Raw genomic sequence first — 19,703 nt, forward strand, 5'->3', positions numbered from 1 at the left:
TTTTTCCAATTTTATAAGCTTTGTCATGCAAACTACAGCATGATTAGTAATATCTTTTAAAGTTAGCTCTAACCCTGACTCCGAAAAAATGCCTTACTCTACGGATATCTAAATATCTATAAACAAAACCCTCACCAGGAAAGTGAGAGCATTCTTGCACCTTAGTTTTCGTAGACTATGAGATATGAAGGGAATTTAGATAACTATAAAAGGCAATTAATTTTGCCTTGTTAACATGAATATACTTAATGCAGTTTAAATATTGCATACTGCATTGACGAAGCCATTGCGAAATTATGACAAAGGTGTGACCTTATTTGAGTGATAACGGTAGAGTACAGACCCGTTAAAAAATTTCTTTGATCCCCTACTGTCGCGGTTCCCAATTACATGGAATACAGACCTAACCCCCAGCCCCTTCCCTTCTAGCGTTGGGGAGTAAGATTCAAAGCCTCTCTCCAAACTAGGAGAGAGGTAACTGGATACTTGTTTATCTGGGAATCCCTTAACAACTTACAGACTAGACATTACATCCCGTGCAACTGCTAAAGTTTGATCAATGTCTTCTTCAGTGTGAGCAAAAGACGTAAACCCAGCTTCAAATTGAGAGGGTGCTAGGTAAACACCACGTTCTAACATACCCCGATGGAAGCGTCCGAATTTGGCTGTATCAGACTTTTTCGCGTCTTCGTAGTTATGAACTGGGCCAGAGGTAAAGAATAAGCCAAACATCGCACTGATTTGACCGCCGCAAGCTGCATGACCAGTTTCTTTAGCAATTTGCAGCAAACCATCTGCTAGCTTTTTAGTAATCCGCTCAAGATAATCGTAAGTACCTGGCTTTTGCAGCAATTCTAAAGTCTTAATACCAGCAGTCATCGCCAAGGGATTACCAGAAAGTGTCCCAGCTTGATATACGGGGCCAGCAGGGGCAACCATTGACATAATATCTCGGCGACCGCCATAAGCTCCTACTGGCAAACCACCACCAATCACCTTGCCCAAGGTTGTTAAATCGGGGGTAACGCCAAATTTTTCTTGAGCGCCACCGTAAGCAATGCGGAAGCCTGTCATCACTTCGTCAAATACCAATAAGGCTCCATACTCGTGAGTGAGTTCCCGTAATCCTTCTAAGAAACCTGCGTCGGGTGCAATAAATCCAGCATTACCAACAACTGGCTCAAGAATAACGCCAGCAATCTCGTCGCGGTTTTCTTCAAACAAGGCTTTGACGGATTCTAGGTCATTGTAAGGTGCGGTTAGAGTAGTGCTAGTTGCCGCTTTCGGAACTCCTGGTGAGTCTGGTAAGCCAAGTGTGGCAACACCAGAACCTGCCTTCACGAGAAAGGTATCGGCGTGTCCGTGGTAACAACCTTCAAACTTGATGATTTTGTCTCGGTTGGTGAAAGCCCGCATCAGCCGCAAAACTCCCATACAGGCTTCAGTTCCAGAGTTAACAAATCTGACCATTTCGATGCTGGGAACGGCATCGATGACCATTTCTGCCAAAACATTTTCTAAAGTTGAAGGAGCGCCGAAACTGGTGCCTTTTTCTAAAGCTTCATGCAACGCTGCAATCACTTCTGGATGAGCATGACCGCAAATAGCTGGGCCCCAAGTACCTACATAGTCTATATATTGGTTGCCATCTACATCCCAAATATATGCGCCTTTAACACGATCAAAAACGATGGGTTGTCCACCTACAGATTTAAAGGCACGAACTGGAGAACTTACTCCTCCGGGCATGAGGTTTTGAGCAGCTGCGAAGACCTCTTGTGATTTTGTTGTTTTAATTGTGGTATTTACCAAGGTTCTCTCCTAACAGTGGACAATAAAAAGCTCTATCTCAGGATAGTGTTAAAAATTGCTTAGAATTTCTATCCTATAGAATTAACTGAACCAAAAAAATAACAATATGTTATACAAGTCCAACAAAGACTTGCCTCTAGATATTCAAACTCGATTATCTGAAGCATACCAGGATCTTTACCGAGCAGCTTTTAACTCGGCCATCCATTGGTATGGTGAGGCATCAAAAGCTCATAAAGTTGCTTTAAGTGCTGTAAAAATGCAGTCTGCAATGGAACACAATGCTCTTGTTTAGAGCTAGATAAGATAGTTAAATTCAAAAAACATACCAGTTGCTCTATTCAGAATGGTATCGTGAATCCATAAGTTATTCTCATTAGAGCAAACTAGCTGGTATGTCTTCTAACGATTTGCGATCGCTACATTACGCCATCCCTGTTGAAAAAATTCACTACGATGAACGGGGTTTAGTGCCTGCAATTGTCCAAGATTATTTGGATGGTACTGTCCTAATGATGGCGTGGATGAATCAGGAGTCGTTACAAAAAACTTTAGAAACTGAAGAAACTTGGTTTTGGAGCCGTTCCCGGCAAGAATTATGGCACAAGGGGGCGACTTCTGGACATATTCAAAAAGTGCAAAGTATTCGTTATGACTGTGATAGTGATGCGCTACTCATAGGGGTAGAGCAATTAGGAGATGTTGCTTGCCATACTGGAGAACGCAGTTGCTTTCACCAAATAGAAGGAAATATTGTTCCACCACCAGGGGATACGTTGTCGCAATTGTTTCAAATAATATGCGATCGCCGCGATAATCCGACAGAAAGTTCTTATACCTGTAAGTTATTCGCAGGTGGCGATAACAAAATATTGAAAAAGATCGGTGAGGAAACCGCCGAGGTGGTAATGGCCTTTAAGGATGATGAAGCAGATGCGATCGCAGGTGAAGTGGCTGATTTGCTATATCATACTTTGGTTGCCTTAGCTCATCATCAAGTTGATTTAAAATCTGTGTATCGTAAGTTGCAAGAACGTCGCCAATGAGGAGGAAAGGGAGCAGGGGGCAGGGAGAAAGAGGCTTTTCCGATTTTTGCACAGATGCGGTAATCATAAGTGATTAACCGGACTTTTAACTTCTTTCTTTATGTCCTTTGCGTCCTTCTCTAACGAGACCTGCGCGTAGGTTGCATCGACCTAGGAGTATGCGGTTCGTTTTTCTTCCTTGTACTTAAATATGGTTTAGCGCATCTTCATACAGAATTGGTATCAGCTAAAATTCGATTGAGATACTGTAAAATCACCACGACAATCAGCACACTCAAGGGGAATCCTAGCCAGAAAGTATTGGTAATAATTGGCGGTTGATCTAATGCCCATCCACCCAAGGGATGACCAATAAAAGACCCAATAGCCCAACATACAGCATTGACGGAGAAATAAACGCCACGTTGATTTTCTGGGGCTAACTCAGTGACTAAAGAGGCGGCAGATGGAGTATAAGAAACAATTGCAACTGCAAATACTCCCAATGCCAATGCTACCCAAACTAAATTATAAGATGGGGCAGTACCGCTTACCCAAATGAGTCCAAAACCAACTCCCCAAAGAATGGCGGAAACGGTGAGTGCCAGTGTGTGAGAACAACGTTTTAAGAAACTGGTGACAGGCAACTGACAAATGATAGCTAGCACCAGATGCCAAGCAAATAGAACGCTAATAGTAGTTTGAGCAAATCCTTCGGTACTACTTTTGATCACAAAGTTTTTGAAGTAAAGCGGCAGGGTGCTATGGATTTGAGAAATATAGATTGTAAAGAATATATTAACTGCGATGTAGACCAGGAAACGGCGATCGCTTAATACTGCCATCCAAGAAGCAAAATGTGCCGTCTTTTCAGATTCCCCTATCTGCTGCTGTTCAGTTTCACTAATTCCGACATAGACAACCCCAAAAAACATCAGAAAAGAGATGGCATCAATGATAAATAGCCATCGATAACTCCCAATTACGGCGATCAAAAACCCCGCAAGCATAATTCCGATCGCTAACCCCAGATTATCAGCCAGTCGTGCGATCGCAAAAGTTTCGCGGCGATTGTCAATCTGGCTAGCGTCAGCAACAACAGCTTCAGCCGCCGGCCAATAGAAACCTATCCCTAAACCGCTAATCAAGCTACCAATTACCAAAATAGTAAAATCATTGGTTGCAGCTAAAACCAGAGAAGCAATTGCTGAAATCGCCGTCGCTAACAACAAAGTGCGGCGGCGACCCCAGTGTTCAGAATCAGCCAAAGAACCACCTACAATCCTTCCCACAATGCCGGAAATCGAGGCGCTACCCAAGGCTACCCCAACACTGGTTGCGGATAAACCAACTTCATTGACAAAAAAAATGGGGGCGTAAAACAGGGTACAGCCGGTTCCAACTTCCGAGAGAAATCTACCAATTGCGAAAATCCAGACTTGAGGATGTATCGAAGGCAGCCACGATGATAGCTGAGATTGAGAAGCTAATTTCACGAGTTTAGATGTCATAGTTTGGTGACATTTTTGTAATTCTTATCATTGGCTGCTATTTTTCTCACTCATTCCACAGGGTTTCCACAGGGATTTTAGCAGTTTTCCACAGGTTGACTACGAACTAATGGGCTTCTTACCCTCTGGCTGGGGATTGTTAATTAACAGTGGTGAAGAACTTCAAGGACTGAGTTTTTATAAAGTAAAGTAACGAAAAATAGCCTCTAATGCTGATTATTTCGTTCGTATTTATTTTTTATACATTGGATTTTAACATTTCGCAGCATTGACAAACCCACCCCCTCTTGGCGCACAATGATTCGGCTTGCTTTTGTAATTCGTTCAACCGTTGGCATCAAATGTGTAAAATATATTACCTGAGATGTGGGCGTAGATTGTCGGGATGGCAAAAGAGTGGTGAGGAAGCCATAAGCCGCTTCACCGCAAGCAACTTGTCCCTCTTGATTATCCTCATAGGAGGAAAATCTCATGAAATCAACGGTTAGCATCTTTACAGAAATTCCCGAAACACTCCACGAATCCTTAAAAAACTACTTAGAAACCCATCCTGATTGGGATGAAAATAGGGTATTAACGGCGGCACTATCATTGTTTTTACTCCAAAATGGAGATAGCGATCGCCGGGCTGCCCGAGTCTATCTGGAAACTTTATTCCACCACTCCTCAGTAGAAACGCCCAGCATCGATTCACCCGCAACAGCTAATCTATTAGATACTCCATAAGTACGGGCGTTATTCTCGCTCATACTCTAAATTTGGGCACGGCAAACCGTGCCCCATAAATGGGATTTGATCCAATAGCGATTAAGCATATCGGGGAAATATTACAATAGACATCTCCGAAAATGAATGTAGAGACGTAGCAGTGCTACGTCTCTAAAAGGATTCTGGATAACGCATATTTAATTTCTGGAGATGTCTAATAAAAAGGATTCAGTAGATTCTGCTCTATAACTTGCTCAAAATTATACGCAGCAAGGGCAATTCATGAATTGCTCCTACTGCGTATACCTATTTTTACATTAGTGTCAACTTAGAGCCTGGGCAAGAAAAAACAAGGGGCTTAAGCTCCTTGTTGTGAAACCTGCAAAGGCAGGTATCCCGTGTAGATGCGGTTTCTAAGCGCCGATTTCAGGTTAAATTGACAAGCTATGTGCCCCTAAAAACTTGACCTAAGCACATATCTGCCAAAACAGTCAGATCCAAAGAAATATTTTTCAGTGGACTTTATTTACTGTCCACTGTTTTAAATTGATAAACCAACATTTCAAATAACTGTCTGGTCAGTATTTGAGCAATTCTATCTATGTTTAATTGTCTAAATTTGTCTTTTACTGAAGCTAAAGAAATTCACTAATCACTACCCCATAAGTCAACAGTCAAGAGTTAAAAAACTCTAGACTATAGACTCAGGACTTGGCTTCCAAATGTTGGGGGTGAGCAGGAGATTCAAACTTATACCCTACGCCACGTACAGTTTGAATTAATGCTGGCTGACTAGCATCAATTTCAATCTTCTTGCGAATTTGACCAATATGTACATCTACAACCCGTTGGTCGCCGACATATTCATAGTCCCACACCTCTTGGATTAGTTCTGCCCGTCGCCAAACTCGGCCTGGATGACTTGCTAAAAAATGCAACAAGTCAAATTCCAGCGCAGTTAAGGGTACTGCTTGGTTATTAAGTGCTACCTCCCGTCGCACCGGATCAATCATCAGTTTTTCAAATACCAAGCGTTTCTGCTCGGCAGTAGTTATCACTCGCTGTCGTCTCAAAATCGCTCCGACTCTGACTTCTAGCTCTCCCAACCCAAAAGGCTTGGTGAGATAGTCGTCAGCACCTTTGGCAAAGCCGCGAATTTTGTCAGCTTCGTCAGCACGGCTAGTCAACATCAGAACAAAAACACCATTACGACTTTGCATCTCTTGGCAAAGGTTAAACCCCGTTACATCTGGTAGATTCACGTCTAGAATCACCAAATCAGGGTTAAATTGCTCAAATAGAGCTAAGGCTGTCTTTCCATCTTCGGCAGCCTCCACCTGATAGTTCTGTTTAATCAAAAAGCGTTGGATTAAATTCCGAACCGCAGGATCGTCGTCAACTACAAGAATCTTGGCAGGAGCCATGACCATTACTTTGCACAAAAATTCGTAAGATTAACAAGAGGGGTTGCGTAAAAACGCAGTTACCACTTTGGGACTAACTAAGAATCTACATGGCTACGGTATGGGAATCCCGATCATTCACAAATAAATACTGTAATCAGAAATGTCGGCGATGAAAACGCGAAACTTCTTTTAGCCACAGTAGATAGGCGTTCTGACTTTAGCCGTAATAGTTTTAGTTAGATGGCAACTTAAAACGTTTCAATTTTAAATCGATATGCGGATATATACCACAAGCGATTATTCAGTATAATTAAAAAAATTCTATTAGGGCACAGTAATTTTGCCAAATTGAAAGCAGTAAAGTTAATTTTTTCATAAAAACTCTGGATTTTAGGTACTCTCCGTTCAAATTCTAGATTAAAGCCAGAATTAAGCAACGACATGAGGGTATACACGGAGTTATAGCGATATGTTAAAGTGACTATAGTTGAAATTACAAAGTCAATCAAACTAACCCATGCTACTATCCTGGTAGGGCATAAAAGTAGGTCGAGACTTTAGTTTCGATTAAAACAAAACCTAAAACTGTTTTTTATTCGACAAAAGACTGCCGCTGACTGAGGCTGAAGTAACAAACTCCCATGAGCGATCAAAATCCCTACGAAAAACTTGGGGTATCAGAAGAGGCTAGCTTCGATGAAATTCAGGATGCTCGTAATCGCCTATTCGAGCAACATAGTGGCGATGCCAAGCATTTAGAAGTAATTGAAGCGGCTTACGATGCGATTTTAATGGATCGCTTACGGATGCGCCAGGAAGGTAAAATTAAAGTTCCTGAGCGCATCCGGTTTCCAGAGTTGCGAGTGCAATCACCTCCTAAAGAAAGTCCAACGCCTCGTGAGCAGTCACCTGCATGGCTGCAACGGATGCTGGATCAGCCAACACCTGCGGATATACTTTTACCAGGAGCTTGGTTTCTTGGTTTGAGTTCTATCAGCTTGTTTTACCCAGAGGGAGGCGAGCAGATTTTGCAGTTAGCATTGGTGGTTGGGGTAGGCACCAGTATTTACTTTCTCAATCGCAAAGAAGGCAAATTTGGCCGAGCAGTTTTGTTTACCCTGATAAGTTTAATCATTGGCTTAATCGCTGGGGGACTAGTTGCTAGCTGGCTCTTACCACAAATATCACCATTCACCAATCTGGGAACGAATCAATTCTCTACTGTAGTAACGTTTGTATTGTTGTGGTTGGTTAGTAGTTTTCTACGGTAAACCACTAGCTGTAAGCAAATTTCCATAAAGAATACATGGTTTATGTGTGTTCTTCTCAAATAATATATAGAGTCAGGAGTCAGAATACATATTCTGACTCCTGCTTTAATATGTACGATTAATTCAATCTGTTAGAGCTACAGAGCCTTTCTAGACAAGGTGTTTGGGTTTTAAGACTAAATCGACAGCAGTGCTGAAATCTTTAACGATTAAATCGGGGTGGTAAAGTTCCAATTGGGTGCGATCGCGGATACCACATTCTACAGCCATCACCTTAATATCATAATTCTTAGCTGCGGTGATGTCGGCTTCCGTATCTCCCACCATCCAAGTATCGGCAGCCGGAGGTAGTTCTTTTAATGCCCTAGCCATTAACAAGGGCTTATCTTCAATATCACGAGTTTTAACGTAGTCGTTACTCAGGCAATAACAACGATTTTCCGGGAAAAATCTCCCTAAATCGTGTTTTTTAAAAGCATAATCTAGTTCTCGAACTCGGCGCATGGTCATAACTGCCAAATCAATTCCCGCTTCTTGAATTTTTAACAGTGCATCCACAGCACCAGGCGCGAGAGTGTCATAGTTGAAATAAGCTTCTGTATGCACAGTTTGCCGCCGCAACTGGGCAAATTCTTGGGCTTGGGCTTCGTCTAAACCAGAATTTAAGGCGATTTGTTTTTCAGGAACGCGCGATCGCTTTAACTGCCAAAATTCCGCTTTCGGAAGTTCTTGCACTACTTGATCTGGGCGACGGGTTTTATCTAAGCAAAATTGATAAACACGGTAGTACCGTTCGGAAACATCAATAATTGGGCCGTCGAAGTCAGTAATCAGTCTTAGCATCGGCGGAAAAAGTTAATTTTTATTAAAATTATCTCAGATATATGGCTATTTTTTGAGCCTATCAAGTCTGGCTGAATTTCAATTGATATTTTGTACTCAAGCATTATTGCAGGGTACCACGTTTGATTTGTTCGCTTTCAATGGCTTCAAATAAAGCGCGAAAGTTACCTTCACCAAAACCTTGAGCTTGGAAACGGCGTTCAATAAACTCAAAGAAAAATGTCGGCTGTTCAAAAATAGGCTGGGTGAAAATTTGTAGTAATAAAGGCGCAGTTTGTTGTGTCCCTACGGGAGTATATTCTTGCCAGTCCACCAGAATTTCCTGTTGAGCGATCGCTTCTAGTTCTAGAGGTGATAGGGTGAGTCCTGAACGCTGTTTTAGTTGTGAATAGTAGGTTTGGGGTACTGAGAGTAAAGGTAAACCACTGGCACGAAATTTAGCGATCGCACTCACCAGATTAGTTGTCCGTAAGGCAATATGTTGAATACCTGCCCCCCGATTAACATCTAAAAATTCCTGAATTTGGGAATTTTTGGAAGCTGGTTCATTAATTGGCAGTTGAACACTGCCGTTATGTGAAACCATTACCTGGCTGTGTAAAGCAGAACGATTGGTTTTAATTTTAAATGCTTGCTGGGGTTGAAAATCTAGGATTTTTTCGTACCAAGCGACAGCACGATCCAATTCACCAACTGCCACGTTTAACACAATATGATCGATGGCGGCAAAAGTGTTGTCATTTGTGATTTGTCCTTTGTCAAAAACCAATGACGAATGACTGCTGACAAATGACCTTTCTATTAATGTATGAGTTAGTCCACCCCAGGCGGCAATTTTGCCACACTTGAGAAAAGCCCTACCTACCTGGCGTTCTTGGATGGGTTGTAGGATTTTAGCACCATGTTTTTGAGCTTGTGCGATCGCAGCTTCTACATCTTCCACGGCAAAAGCGACATCTGCTACACCAGGTGGATATTTACGCAAAAACTCCGCTACTGGACTTGTGGGTAACAGTGGTGAAGATAGAAAAAAGCAGACAGCACCACTTTTAACCACTTCTGTACAAGTGTGAAACGAACTGTTGCGATCGGCTACTGATTGAAAACCAAGATGGTGTACAAACCAATCCCGCCACATTTTGGCATCTTCTACATAGAAATGAACGTGATCAATTTTCATATATATTGAAAATCCAGCATAACAGCTTATATATCTGTAAATTTTGCCTCTTTTGCTAGATTTTCATGTCCTTCCTAAGCAGGAATTATTTAGGCGAACTCCCACTCTAAAAGAACAGATGACTATCAGGTTGAATATTAATTTCCATTGGCACAGCTTGCGGTTCTGCGGAAAGGGCAAAGAAAATCGCATTGGCAGCAGTTTCAGGACTGAGCATTTTTTTCCGGTCTACTTTTAGGTTGACATTATCCCAGAAAGGAGAATCTACCCCACCAAAGTAGAATAGCGTGAACTTGATACCAAAACGCTTGAGTTCCTCTGCCATGCACTTGCTAAAACCCACAACACCAAATTTAGAAGCAGAATAAGCTGCTGCCATCCCCATCGAATGCTTGCCGAGAATTCCTACCACATTACAGATGTGACCAGACTTGCGCTTTTGCATCTCTTCAGCAGCCGCCTGGGTAGTATAAAAGCTGCCTTTTAAGTTAACATCTAGCATCTTGTCTAAATCAGCAGGTTCCAGGCTGTTGTAAGGCTTGAGTATACCTATACCGGCTGCATTCACTAAAATATCGATTTGACCAAACTTAGCGATGGTCTTTTCTATCAAAATATCTACTTGTTGGGGGTCAGTAATATCAGTGGGAACGGTCAAAACTTCCCCTGGTAAATCAGTAGCCAGTGTTGTTAAACGAGCTGCATCCCTCGCAGCCAACACCAACCGGACTCCGGTGGGTGCAAGTTTATGTGTTAAAGCTGAACCAATACCACCAGTAGCACCGATAATAACGACAACTTTATCCTGCATTGCAATATTTATATTTCTTTACATCTTTTTACATAATACTGAATTATAGGCTCAGGTTGTACGTAAACATCCAGAAAGCATCTACTCGCGCAATAGTGCTGTTACCTCATATTCTTTGCCACTAGCTTTTAATGTAAATGTGGGAGACGATTCTAGATATTTAGTAAAATTGGAACCTAACTTTAATTTTTTAATAATTGAATTAGGAGATTCTCCGGTTATTTTCCGGATCTCTGTACCTAGCTTAGACACAGATAACTTAGTTTGGGGAGAATTTATATGTATATCTTGAATAATTTTAAATAGTAATTTATCTAATATTTCTCGATTAGAAATTTCTGTAAATTCTTCTTGTTTCGCTTGGCATTTAATAGATTCAGTAAATGAGTTATCTACAACAGATATTGGCTTCTCTTCTTCTGGCTGATTTAAATTATGTTTAATATTGATCTCGCATCTTTCTTGAAATGAAGTTGCAACATCCACTAAACTGTTTAATTTAGCATTGATTGATTCGTCTTCAGTTTTAATTAAATCTTGAATTGGCTCAATCACTTTTTCAAAAGATGGAACTTCTGTTGCCATTGACAAAGAATAATAAGTTATTTTGCCAGTATTCCGGTTGTCTATATGCAAATTTTGCCCTTGTCTACGTACCCAATAGACAATTAATCCTTGATTTTGGAGTTCGTTACAAAGATGGTTTAAAATTCCATCGCTAGAACAGACTAATATTTCTTTAACTGTTGGATAAGAGCGTAAGATAGAAGCACCGAATGCAATCATTTTTGCATCAGCACTATTTTTACCTTCGGGTACATGGACAAGTTGATAGCCACGGTTATATAGTTCAATATCTTGCTTCCCAATATTGGGATTTTTCCAGTTAGCAAATGCAATTTTAACTTGGAGAGGAGATTTACATATACTGGCTAAAAATAATTCTGAATTAATATCTAATTTTAAGTTTTCTGCATCCAAAAGGAGAAGAGAGATTCCTGTTTCTAACTTATGTCTAATTTCATTTTCTTGCTGAATTCTTAAGAGCGATTGGCTGAACACAGCAGATTCTAAGCAATCAGGCGATAATATAGTTTGCAGCAGTTCTTCAGCTAATATAAAATTAAAAGAGCCAAGACCTTGCTCTATGATTTTTTCTTCTGGTAGGTTTTTTACTAAAGAAAGTTCTGACGCATCAGCCATAGATACTTTAGTATGTCCATTGCTGTTAGCAAGCAAGTCCATTTCCAGGGAACAAAGTAATGCAGGCTCAAAGAATTGTTTACCACAATTTTTGCAGAGGTAATTCTGCTGGTCATTGCTACGACCATTTTTATAATATGAAGTAGATTCGCACAGAGGACATTTCATCTTATGATTCAGGTGGTCTAGGCAGATACTTTTATTTAAGTATATAGTATAAAAAAAGACTGTCAATGTCAGTCTGCATTGCCCAACACAAGAAGAACTCAAAGTAAGCAGAAATTAAATTCAACCTTAATTTCCGCCTGCACTATGTCATAGCCCTCTGAATAGTTAGATTTTAAGAAACGCTTCAACTGACGCGGGCGAAAACGTAGTCACGGGTACGAGAATCTACGGGATTAGTAAAAATTTTATTTGTAGTACCAAATTCAACCATTTGGGTAATACGATTTTCATTACTATGAAAGAAAGCCGTAAAATCAGATAGGCGAGTAACTTGATGCATATTGTGAGTAACAATTACAATTGTTAACTCAGAACGCAAGTTATGGATCAAATGCTCAATTTTCATGCTAGCGGCAGGATCAAGACCTGAACAAGGCTCATCCATCAACAAAACATTTGGTTTGACTGCTAAAGCCCGAGCAATACATAATCTTTGTTGTTGACCACCAGAAAGTTCTAAAGCAGACTTGTGCAACTTATTCTTCACTTCATCCCAAAGTTCAGCAGCTTTGATGGCAGATTCAACAATCCCATCTAATTCTACTTTCGGATGCCATCCAATCAATTTCACTCCATAAGCAACATTATCGTAAACACTCATAGGAAAAAGATTTGGCTTGGGAAAAACCATACTAACTTGGCGACGTAAGCGATTGATATTGACCCGACGCTCATAAATACTCTGGCCAAAAAATTCTACTTTTCCTTCAACCTTCACTTCTCCTTCTAATTCACTCATGCGATTTAACGATTTAATAAAAGTAGACTTGCCACAACCGCTAGAACCAATAATTGCCGTGATTTGGTTTTGGTAAATATCCATTGACACGCCTTCAACTATCTTTTGAGTGTCGTAAGAGAAGCTGAAGTTTTTGACTCTGATGGCTGGAATTAGTTTACTCATATTGCCAAAACGTGTAAAACAAAACTTAACTAAGTAAAACAGTACAAATCAGCACAGCTGTTTCACTATGTTACTCCTAAAAGGAGATATACATGGAAATTACGTAGTTATGCTGTAGTCATCCAGCAGATAAACTGTTATCAGATATTCATATTAAGACTGTGTTCCAAAAATTATCTTTTATAGACTTTTTATACCTATCTTTTCCCCCTTAATTGACGTATCATCCTTTGTTATGAGAAAGGATGTGGTCTGGTTCGATTTAAAATAGCTATATAGAAATCCGCTTTGATTTTTGTTCGCGCGGCGTGGTGTAGCCATACTTACTTGTGTGGGTTGGCAAGAGGCAATAGGAAAGAAGGCTTTTTGAGTTGTACAGAGTTTTTTTTAAAATCAAATATGAGTTCTATATCAATATCACATACCCTTCATGTATGGTGAAGAGTTAGTTTATTTATCAAGATAAATTAGTAACTTTTTTAAACTACACTTTATGAGTATCTTCTAGCGCGAGGTTCGACAAAAATCAATAAGTCACGCTAGAACATAGCTTAACCGAAACGCCCTGAAATGTAATCGCGGGTGCGAGGGTCTAGTGGATTGTTAAAGATTTGCTCTGTAGCGCCAAATTCAATCATTTGACCAATGCGACTTTCGTCGGTGCTAAAGAAAGCCGTAAAATCAGAAACGCGCGCGGCTTGCTGCATATTGTGGGTAACGATCGCAATTGTCAACTCAGACTGTAAGCTATGAAGGAGTTCCTCAACTTTCATGGTGGCAATGGGGTCAAGAGCCGAGCAAGGCTCATCCATCAGCAGAACTTTCGGCTTGACTGCTAAAGCGCGGGCAATACATAATCTTTGTTGTTGACCACCAGAAAGCCCTAAAGCTGATTTATCGAGCTTATCTTTCACTTCATCCCAAAGAGCAGCGCTTTTAAGGGCAGATTCAACAATTTCATCTAATTCTAATTTTGAATTCCTACCTGCTATTCTCATACCATAGGCAACATTTTCGTAAATGCTTATCGGAAAAGGATTCGGTTTTTGAAACACCATACCAATTTGGCGGCGTAATCGATTGATGTTGACACGAGGATCGTAAATATTCTGACCAAAAAATTCTACATATCCTTCAACTTTCACAGGCCCTTCTAATTCGCTAATGCGATTAAGAATTTTTATGAAGGTAGATTTACCACAACCACTAGGGCCAATAATTGCGGTTACTTGTTTTTGATAAATATCTATTGATACCCTTTCAATTGCTTTTGTTGTGCCATAGTAAAAGCTAATATTTTTAACTTTGATAGCTGGAATTAGGTTACTCATGCTTGATTAAGGTGCGAAATAAAAATTATAAAAACAGAATTCAGGAGTCAGGATTAAGACGAAATTATATAATAGTAATGGGAGACAATCAAATATATTTTAATTTTCTAATATTACTATTTAATAGTTTTAAATTAGTAGCCAATCGAAATCCTCTACTAATTAATTCTGACTTCTGAATTCTGTATTCTGCTCATTTTATTCTTCTCTGTCTAATAACTAAGCGAGAAATAATGCTGACACATAAAATTAAGCCGAGTAAAACTATAGAAGTAGTCCATACCAATTGGCTTTTTTCTGGGTCGGGGTCGTTGTAGAGGTTAAAAATCAATACTGGTAAAGAAGCTGTTGGACTTAACAATCCTTCTGACCAATCTAGACTAAATAAAGCGGTAAAAATTAAGGGCGCTGTTTCACCAGCAGCACGAGCTACAGCTAATAAAATACCTGTAGTAATTCCGGGGATTGCAGTAGTGACAACAATGCGAAAAGTAGTTTGGAAGCGAGTTCCACCTAAAGCAGCAGAAGCGAGGCGTTGAGATGCAGGAATCAGTTTTAAGGATTCTTCTGTTGTCAGTATAATCACAGGTAGCATAATCACGGCTAAAGCAAAACCACCTGCGATCGCACTAAATCCTTTAGTTACTAAAACTATTACACCATAAGCGAATACACCTACAACAATTGAAGGCACGCCTGTAAGAATGCTGGTGATAAAACGAACAAGGCTAGCAATTGTGTTGCTTTGTCCAAATTCTGCTAAGAAAATTCCTGTCATAATCCCTGTGGGAATGCTTAAAGTAGCACCAATGATCACCATGATTATGGTTCCTAAAATGGCATTGCCAAAGCCATTATCAATCACTGCTTTGACAAACATTTCTGATTTGAGTCCAGATATTCCCCGGATGAAAATTTCCCACAAAATTGATAACAAAGGAATGAGTGCTAGACCTGTAAAACCAAAGGCGATCGCATTCATTGCATAAGTAAATATTAACCGCTCTGTTGGCAGAGGACTGCATAATTCTGCTACCAAAGATTCATCCCTTTCTGACTGGATGTAACCACTCATAATTTTTACAAGTTTTGATTGATAAACGTCTTGCTACATTGATAAAAAAGTATCATTTGTTTTTCCTACCAACCCACTTTACCAATAGCACAGCGCCAATATTTACAGCTAGAGTCAACCCAAACAAAATCAATCCTAAATAGCTTAAAGCACCTATATGTAATCCCGGTTCAGCTTCAGCAAATTCATTAGCTAATACAGAGGGAATTGTATAAGCTGGATCGAGTAAAGAAGCGCTGATTTGAGCAGAGTTACCAATTACCATAGTGACAGCCATTGTTTCACCCAAAGCACGTCCTAAAGCAAGCATGGCTGCACTCACAATTCCAGAAAATCCCGATGGTAACAAGACTCGAAAAATTGTTTCCCAACGAGTGCCACCCAAAGCCATAGATGCACTACGTAATTCTTTAGGGATAGCCATTAAGACATCACGACTAATTGCTGCCATTGTGGGCAAAATCATGATGGCTAGAATAACTCCAGCAGTCAACATATTAGTCCCAGAAGGATCTTCTGTATTAAACAGTGGTATCCATTTAAAAGTGCTGGCTAGCCACTTTTGTAGAGGTTCTAGAACAGGAATAAAGACAAAAATTCCCCATAGACCAATAATTACACTGGGAATTGCTGCAATTAATTCCACAACAAATGCTAGGATGGTTCGCAGCGATGTAGGTAAGAAATTTTCACTAGTGACTAAGGCTACTGCCATTCCCACTGGGACAGCAAATAAAATAGCGATCGCACTACTTACCAAAGTTCCATAAATATAGGGTAATGCACCAAAAATCTGATTACCTGTATCCCAATCTTTTCCCCACAAAAACCCCAGTCCAAATTGTTTGATGGCTGGTAGAGCTTCTGATAAAATTACCCAACTCATCAAAAATAACACTGCAACAGTAATCACGGCAAAAAAGTATACTAGCCGTGTAAAACCTTGGTCAAACCAGAAATTTGCACCACTGACACCTGTTAGATTGAAACTTTCATCGCCTAGATTTGAATCATCTGATGAATTTGCCATTACAAATCAATAAAATAGATTTTTGATTACTAGAACGAGTTATTAACTTACTTTCGTAGGAGAGGAAATTATTGAGATAATCCCCCTATTCCCTCTTTTTAAGGGAGAACATTAAAATCCCCTTTTTTAAGTGGGTTGGGGGATATTTTCTACGTAAGTTCTAAAGTTGTGTAAGTTGGGTTGAGGAACGAAACCCAACATTTTCATAGCTTTGTTGAGTTGCGCTTTGCTTCACCCAACCTACAATTTTTATTAACCCAAACGTATTGCTTTTTAAGTGGGTTGGGGGAAATTTTCTACGTAAGTCCTAAAGATCGCAAGTTAAGGTTTGACAGAGCTATTCACTGTTTGAAGTACTCGATTTGCTACATCAGATGGAATTTTGGTGTAGTTGAGGTCATCGTTATACTGTTGACCGTCCTTCAATACCCAATTAATCCATTTCTTAATTGCATCAGCTTTAGCAGCATTAGCATACTGTTTGTAAACCATCATCCAAGTAAGACCAACAATGGGATAACCTTGTCCTGGATCTCCTACAAAAACACGGTAGTTGTCTGGGAAAGTAACAGTTGCTAAAGCTGCATTTGCAGATTGTAAAGAAGGAGCAACAAATTCTCCTTTCTTATTTTGTACCAGTGCTGATTTGAGGTTGTTTTGGACAGCGTAGCTATATTCTACATAACCGATAGAACCAGGAGTCCGAGCTACTATAGCAGCTACGCCTGGATTCCCTTTGCCTTTGAGGACATTTGGCAAATTCCATTTTGGAGCTGTGTTAGCTCCAACTCTGCCTTTAAAATAGCCACTGATGGCACTCAAGTGATTAGTAAAAATGAAAGTTGTACCGCTACCATCGGCACGAACAGCAAATTTAATTGTTTGATTTGGTAGATTAGCACCTGGATTATCAGCTTTAATTTTTGCGTCATCCCATTTGGTAATTTGACCTGAATAAATTGCTGGTAGTGTAGCGCGGGATAATTTGAGGTTATTAACGCCCGGAAGATTGTAAACAACAGAAACAGCACCGCCTGCTGTAGGCACTAAGATTGCACCATTCTTGACTTTAGCAATTTCATCATCTTTCATTGCAGCATCACTACCACCAAAGTCAACGGTTCCAGCGATGACTTGACGAATACCGCCGCCACTACCAATTGCTTGATAGTTAATTTTCAAGTCTGGATATTTCTTCTTCACTTCACGAGCATACCGTTCGTAAAGCGGAGCCGGAAAAGTTGCTCCTGCACCATTGAGAGTTTCAGCTTGTGCGATCGCACCAAAAAATGGACTAAGTGCAACAGAAGTTGTCACCAATGAAGTAGCAACGACACGATTCAAGGTGGTGGTCGAAAAAATCATATTACCTCTGATTAAAGGAATATCTTCCTGCTGTAATTCCAGCCTTAATCAAGTTACATTTGTTATGGTTAAATTTTCTTTAACAATTGATAAACAAAAAATTAAGATGCGTTTAAATCTTAATTTAAAATATTTTTTACTTGTTGATATTTGATTGATTAGATTAGTTAGTAAAAAGATGCCAATAAAAACTTAAATTTAATTTAAATAATTAAAAATGAGTAAATCACTAAATTTAAAAAATAAAACTTTGCTAGAAAATGGATAACTATCTGTGTTTATCGGTTAGTTCGGTGATGATGCGTTTTGGTATATTTTCAGTGCAAGAATCGTAGGTTGGCTTGAACGAAATATTTGTTACGCAGTCACCTTTAACCAGCCAAAAATATCACCTACCGTCAACTGTAAACCCTGACAGAATTCTGGCACTGGTAAAACAGACTCAATTTCCTCAAAAGGTAAAGGTTGTTGTCCCGCAGGATAAACAGCAATGAACCGCTCATCAGGGTCAATTAACCAACCCATTTGAGTTCCGTGATTGAGAGCGTGTAAGATTTTTTTTGTAACTTTTGTATGGCTTTGTTCAGGGGAGAGAATTTCGATTATCCAGTCGGGTGCTACAGTAAATGTATTGGCAATATCACCATTTTCATCTACGGGAAGCCTTGCCAAAGAAAATACAGCGACATCGGGAACTATAGAACGTCCTGCAAAAGTGCAACGCAATTCTGGAAAAGCCCAACCCATTTTTTGGACTTTGATAACAGAATTGATTGTGGCACAGAGTTCTCCTTGAATAGTGCTATGTTTTCCTTGAGGCATCGGTTTTGGAATGATTTTCCCATTAATGTATTCGCAATACGGTTTAGTTTCTGGTAGTGCGATAAACTCTTCTAGGGTCAATATTTTATGTGATATTTGTACCATGATTATCCTAGCTTCAACTTATAATACTTTGTGACATCGTTAGTATTTACCTTATTCTAAAATATTTTTCAATTTACCAATTCGTCAATATCTAAATTATTTCATGCTTTCTTGCGTATACAATACATTACAAAAAATATAAATAATCCCATTCCTGCCAAATATTTAATTACATCAGGTATGCTCGGATTAGGTGAAAAAAAGCCTTCGATCGTACCAGCAATAATCAACATTGGTACAATGCCAAATAATAGCTGCACCGCCTGAGAACCATAAAATTTCAGTGCATCCCCACGGCGATATTTACCAGGAAATAAAATTGCTCTTGCTAATAAAAATCCTGCACCCCCAGCAAAAAAGATTGCGGGTAATTCCAAAGAACCATGTGGAAACACAAAGGCCCAAAAAGGATAAGCCAGATTATTTTGACCAACTAAAGTGCCAACAGCACCAATTAATAAGCCATTAAAAATCATCAAATAGGCTGTATATAGTCCGACAGTGATGCCACCGGCAACAGCACCAAAGGATACTGACAGATTATTGATCGTGATACTGCTGGATGCCAGAGGTTCAACACCGACAATTGACCCCATCCATAATTTATGATCATCTCGCACCTTGGTAATCAAACTTTCAGGTACGATCAAAGTCATAAAGCTGGGGTTTTGCCAAGAATACCACCAAGCCACTAGTGCCCCCAGTATGAACAGTGCCGTGGCTAAAGCAATATATGCAAATGTTTTCTGGACTACATCTGGTAATCCCCATTTGTAAAATTCTAGGATTGCCTGCCATTCCTGTCGCCGCGAACCTTGGTAAATCTGCGTATAGGCACGAGTTGTTAAAGATTGTAAACTTTGTATCAAAGTATTGCCGATTTGCTGGGTACGGGCACGAGCCAAATCTGCTGCCACTGAACGATATAAACTCGCTAACTCTCTAATTTCTGCTGCCCTTAGAGACTTTAATCCTCTTTTTTCTATCTGCTTTAATAAGGCATCCAGACGTTGCCAATTTGATTCTCGTCGCGCAATCCAACGTTGAATATTCATGAATTTTGGGAACACTGA

Annotated in this window: 18 protein-coding genes and 1 pseudogene; 4 read left to right on the forward strand and 15 right to left on the reverse strand. The window is 39.9% G+C overall.

All coding sequences use genetic code 11. The features are described from left to right. Window positions 1-513: 513 nt before the first annotated feature. Window positions 514-1,812, reverse strand: a complete 1,299-nt coding sequence (gene hemL / locus H6G86_RS11135) for a glutamate-1-semialdehyde 2,1-aminomutase (RefSeq protein ID WP_114081826.1) — start codon at window positions 1,810-1,812, stop codon at window positions 514-516. A 106-nt stretch (window positions 1,813-1,918) separates the two neighbouring features. On the opposite strand from hemL, the gene H6G86_RS11140 reads away from it, so the two are divergent. Then, on the forward strand, window positions 1,919-2,107 hold the full coding sequence (locus H6G86_RS11140) for a ChaB family protein (protein ID WP_012410442.1): 189 nt from the start codon (window positions 1,919-1,921) through the stop codon (window positions 2,105-2,107). 100 nt (window positions 2,108-2,207) lie between these two features. Continuing rightward, on the forward strand, window positions 2,208-2,858 hold the full coding sequence (gene hisIE / locus H6G86_RS11145) for a bifunctional phosphoribosyl-AMP cyclohydrolase/phosphoribosyl-ATP diphosphatase HisIE (RefSeq protein WP_114081825.1): 651 nt from the start codon (window positions 2,208-2,210) through the stop codon (window positions 2,856-2,858). 206 nt (window positions 2,859-3,064) lie between these two features. On the opposite strand, the gene H6G86_RS11150 is transcribed toward hisIE, so the two are convergent. After that, entirely contained in the window at window positions 3,065-4,348 is a 1,284-nt protein-coding gene (locus H6G86_RS11150; RefSeq protein ID WP_190934354.1) for an MDR family MFS transporter, read from the reverse strand. 206 nt (window positions 4,349-4,554) lie between these two features. Next, a complete protein-coding gene (locus H6G86_RS11155) occupies window positions 4,555-4,821 on the reverse strand; it encodes a hypothetical protein (RefSeq protein WP_190934355.1) in 267 nt (88 codons plus the stop codon). On the opposite strand from H6G86_RS11155, the pseudogene H6G86_RS11160 reads away from it, so the two are divergent. Continuing rightward, window positions 4,820-5,011, forward strand: a pseudogene (locus H6G86_RS11160) (DUF2811 domain-containing protein); the annotation flags it as partial. The gene H6G86_RS11155 and the pseudogene H6G86_RS11160 overlap by 2 nt on opposite strands. Before the next feature lie 749 nt (window positions 5,012-5,760). Here H6G86_RS11160 and H6G86_RS11165 read toward each other — a convergent pair. Next, window positions 5,761-6,480, reverse strand: a complete 720-nt coding sequence (locus tag H6G86_RS11165) for a response regulator transcription factor (RefSeq protein WP_041565535.1) — start codon at window positions 6,478-6,480, stop codon at window positions 5,761-5,763. 623 nt (window positions 6,481-7,103) lie between these two features. Between H6G86_RS11165 and H6G86_RS11170 the strand changes: the two genes are divergently transcribed. Continuing rightward, window positions 7,104-7,733 carry a CPP1-like family protein gene (locus H6G86_RS11170; RefSeq protein ID WP_190934356.1) on the forward strand — a complete coding sequence of 210 codons (630 nt, stop codon included), beginning with the start codon at window positions 7,104-7,106 and terminating at the stop codon, window positions 7,731-7,733. A 150-nt stretch (window positions 7,734-7,883) separates the two neighbouring features. On the opposite strand, the gene H6G86_RS11175 is transcribed toward H6G86_RS11170, so the two are convergent. From H6G86_RS11175 to H6G86_RS11225, 11 genes are all read right to left on the reverse strand, one after another. Next, window positions 7,884-8,576: an HAD family hydrolase gene (locus H6G86_RS11175; RefSeq protein ID WP_190934357.1), complete on the reverse strand. Its 693-nt coding sequence runs from the start codon at window positions 8,574-8,576 to the stop codon at window positions 7,884-7,886. A 103-nt stretch (window positions 8,577-8,679) separates the two neighbouring features. Continuing rightward, a complete protein-coding gene (gene hppD, locus H6G86_RS11180; protein ID WP_190934358.1) occupies window positions 8,680-9,756 on the reverse strand; it encodes a 4-hydroxyphenylpyruvate dioxygenase in 1,077 nt (358 codons plus the stop codon). Between the two features lie 106 nt (window positions 9,757-9,862). After that, the gene (locus H6G86_RS11185; protein WP_190934359.1) at window positions 9,863-10,567 is read right to left on the reverse strand and encodes an SDR family oxidoreductase; all 705 of its coding nucleotides are present in this window, start codon (window positions 10,565-10,567) and stop codon (window positions 9,863-9,865) included. A gap of 81 nt (window positions 10,568-10,648) precedes the next feature. Continuing rightward, window positions 10,649-11,938 carry an IS1/IS1595 family N-terminal zinc-binding domain-containing protein gene (locus tag H6G86_RS11190; RefSeq protein ID WP_190934360.1) on the reverse strand — a complete coding sequence of 430 codons (1,290 nt, stop codon included), beginning with the start codon at window positions 11,936-11,938 and terminating at the stop codon, window positions 10,649-10,651. A 184-nt stretch (window positions 11,939-12,122) separates the two neighbouring features. Further along, complete coding sequence (locus H6G86_RS11195; RefSeq protein WP_012410452.1) at window positions 12,123-12,902, reverse strand: phosphate ABC transporter ATP-binding protein; 780 nt, start codon at window positions 12,900-12,902, stop codon at window positions 12,123-12,125. A 551-nt stretch (window positions 12,903-13,453) separates the two neighbouring features. Then, window positions 13,454-14,233: a phosphate ABC transporter ATP-binding protein PstB gene (pstB, locus tag H6G86_RS11200; protein WP_190934361.1), complete on the reverse strand. Its 780-nt coding sequence runs from the start codon at window positions 14,231-14,233 to the stop codon at window positions 13,454-13,456. A 193-nt stretch (window positions 14,234-14,426) separates the two neighbouring features. Next, window positions 14,427-15,308: a phosphate ABC transporter permease PstA gene (gene pstA, locus H6G86_RS11205; RefSeq protein WP_190934362.1), complete on the reverse strand. Its 882-nt coding sequence runs from the start codon at window positions 15,306-15,308 to the stop codon at window positions 14,427-14,429. 52 nt (window positions 15,309-15,360) lie between these two features. Continuing rightward, window positions 15,361-16,338, reverse strand: coding sequence for a phosphate ABC transporter permease subunit PstC (gene pstC / locus H6G86_RS11210; RefSeq protein ID WP_190934363.1), 978 nt, complete (start codon window positions 16,336-16,338; stop codon window positions 15,361-15,363). Between the two features lie 321 nt (window positions 16,339-16,659). Continuing rightward, window positions 16,660-17,703, reverse strand: coding sequence for a phosphate ABC transporter substrate-binding protein PstS (gene pstS / locus H6G86_RS11215; RefSeq protein WP_190934364.1), 1,044 nt, complete (start codon window positions 17,701-17,703; stop codon window positions 16,660-16,662). 357 nt (window positions 17,704-18,060) lie between these two features. Then, a complete protein-coding gene (locus H6G86_RS11220) occupies window positions 18,061-18,630 on the reverse strand; it encodes a Uma2 family endonuclease (protein ID WP_190934365.1) in 570 nt (189 codons plus the stop codon). Window positions 18,631-18,731: 101 nt separating this feature from the next. Beyond that, window positions 18,732-19,685 (reverse strand): stage II sporulation protein M, encoded by a 954-nt coding sequence (locus H6G86_RS11225; RefSeq protein ID WP_190934366.1) that lies wholly within the window; start codon window positions 19,683-19,685, stop codon window positions 18,732-18,734. Window positions 19,686-19,703 lie beyond the last annotated feature (18 nt).

The sequence above is a fragment of the Nostoc sp. FACHB-133 genome (genome assembly GCF_014698055.1).
Lineage (GTDB): Bacteria > Cyanobacteriota > Cyanobacteriia > Cyanobacteriales > Nostocaceae > Nostoc.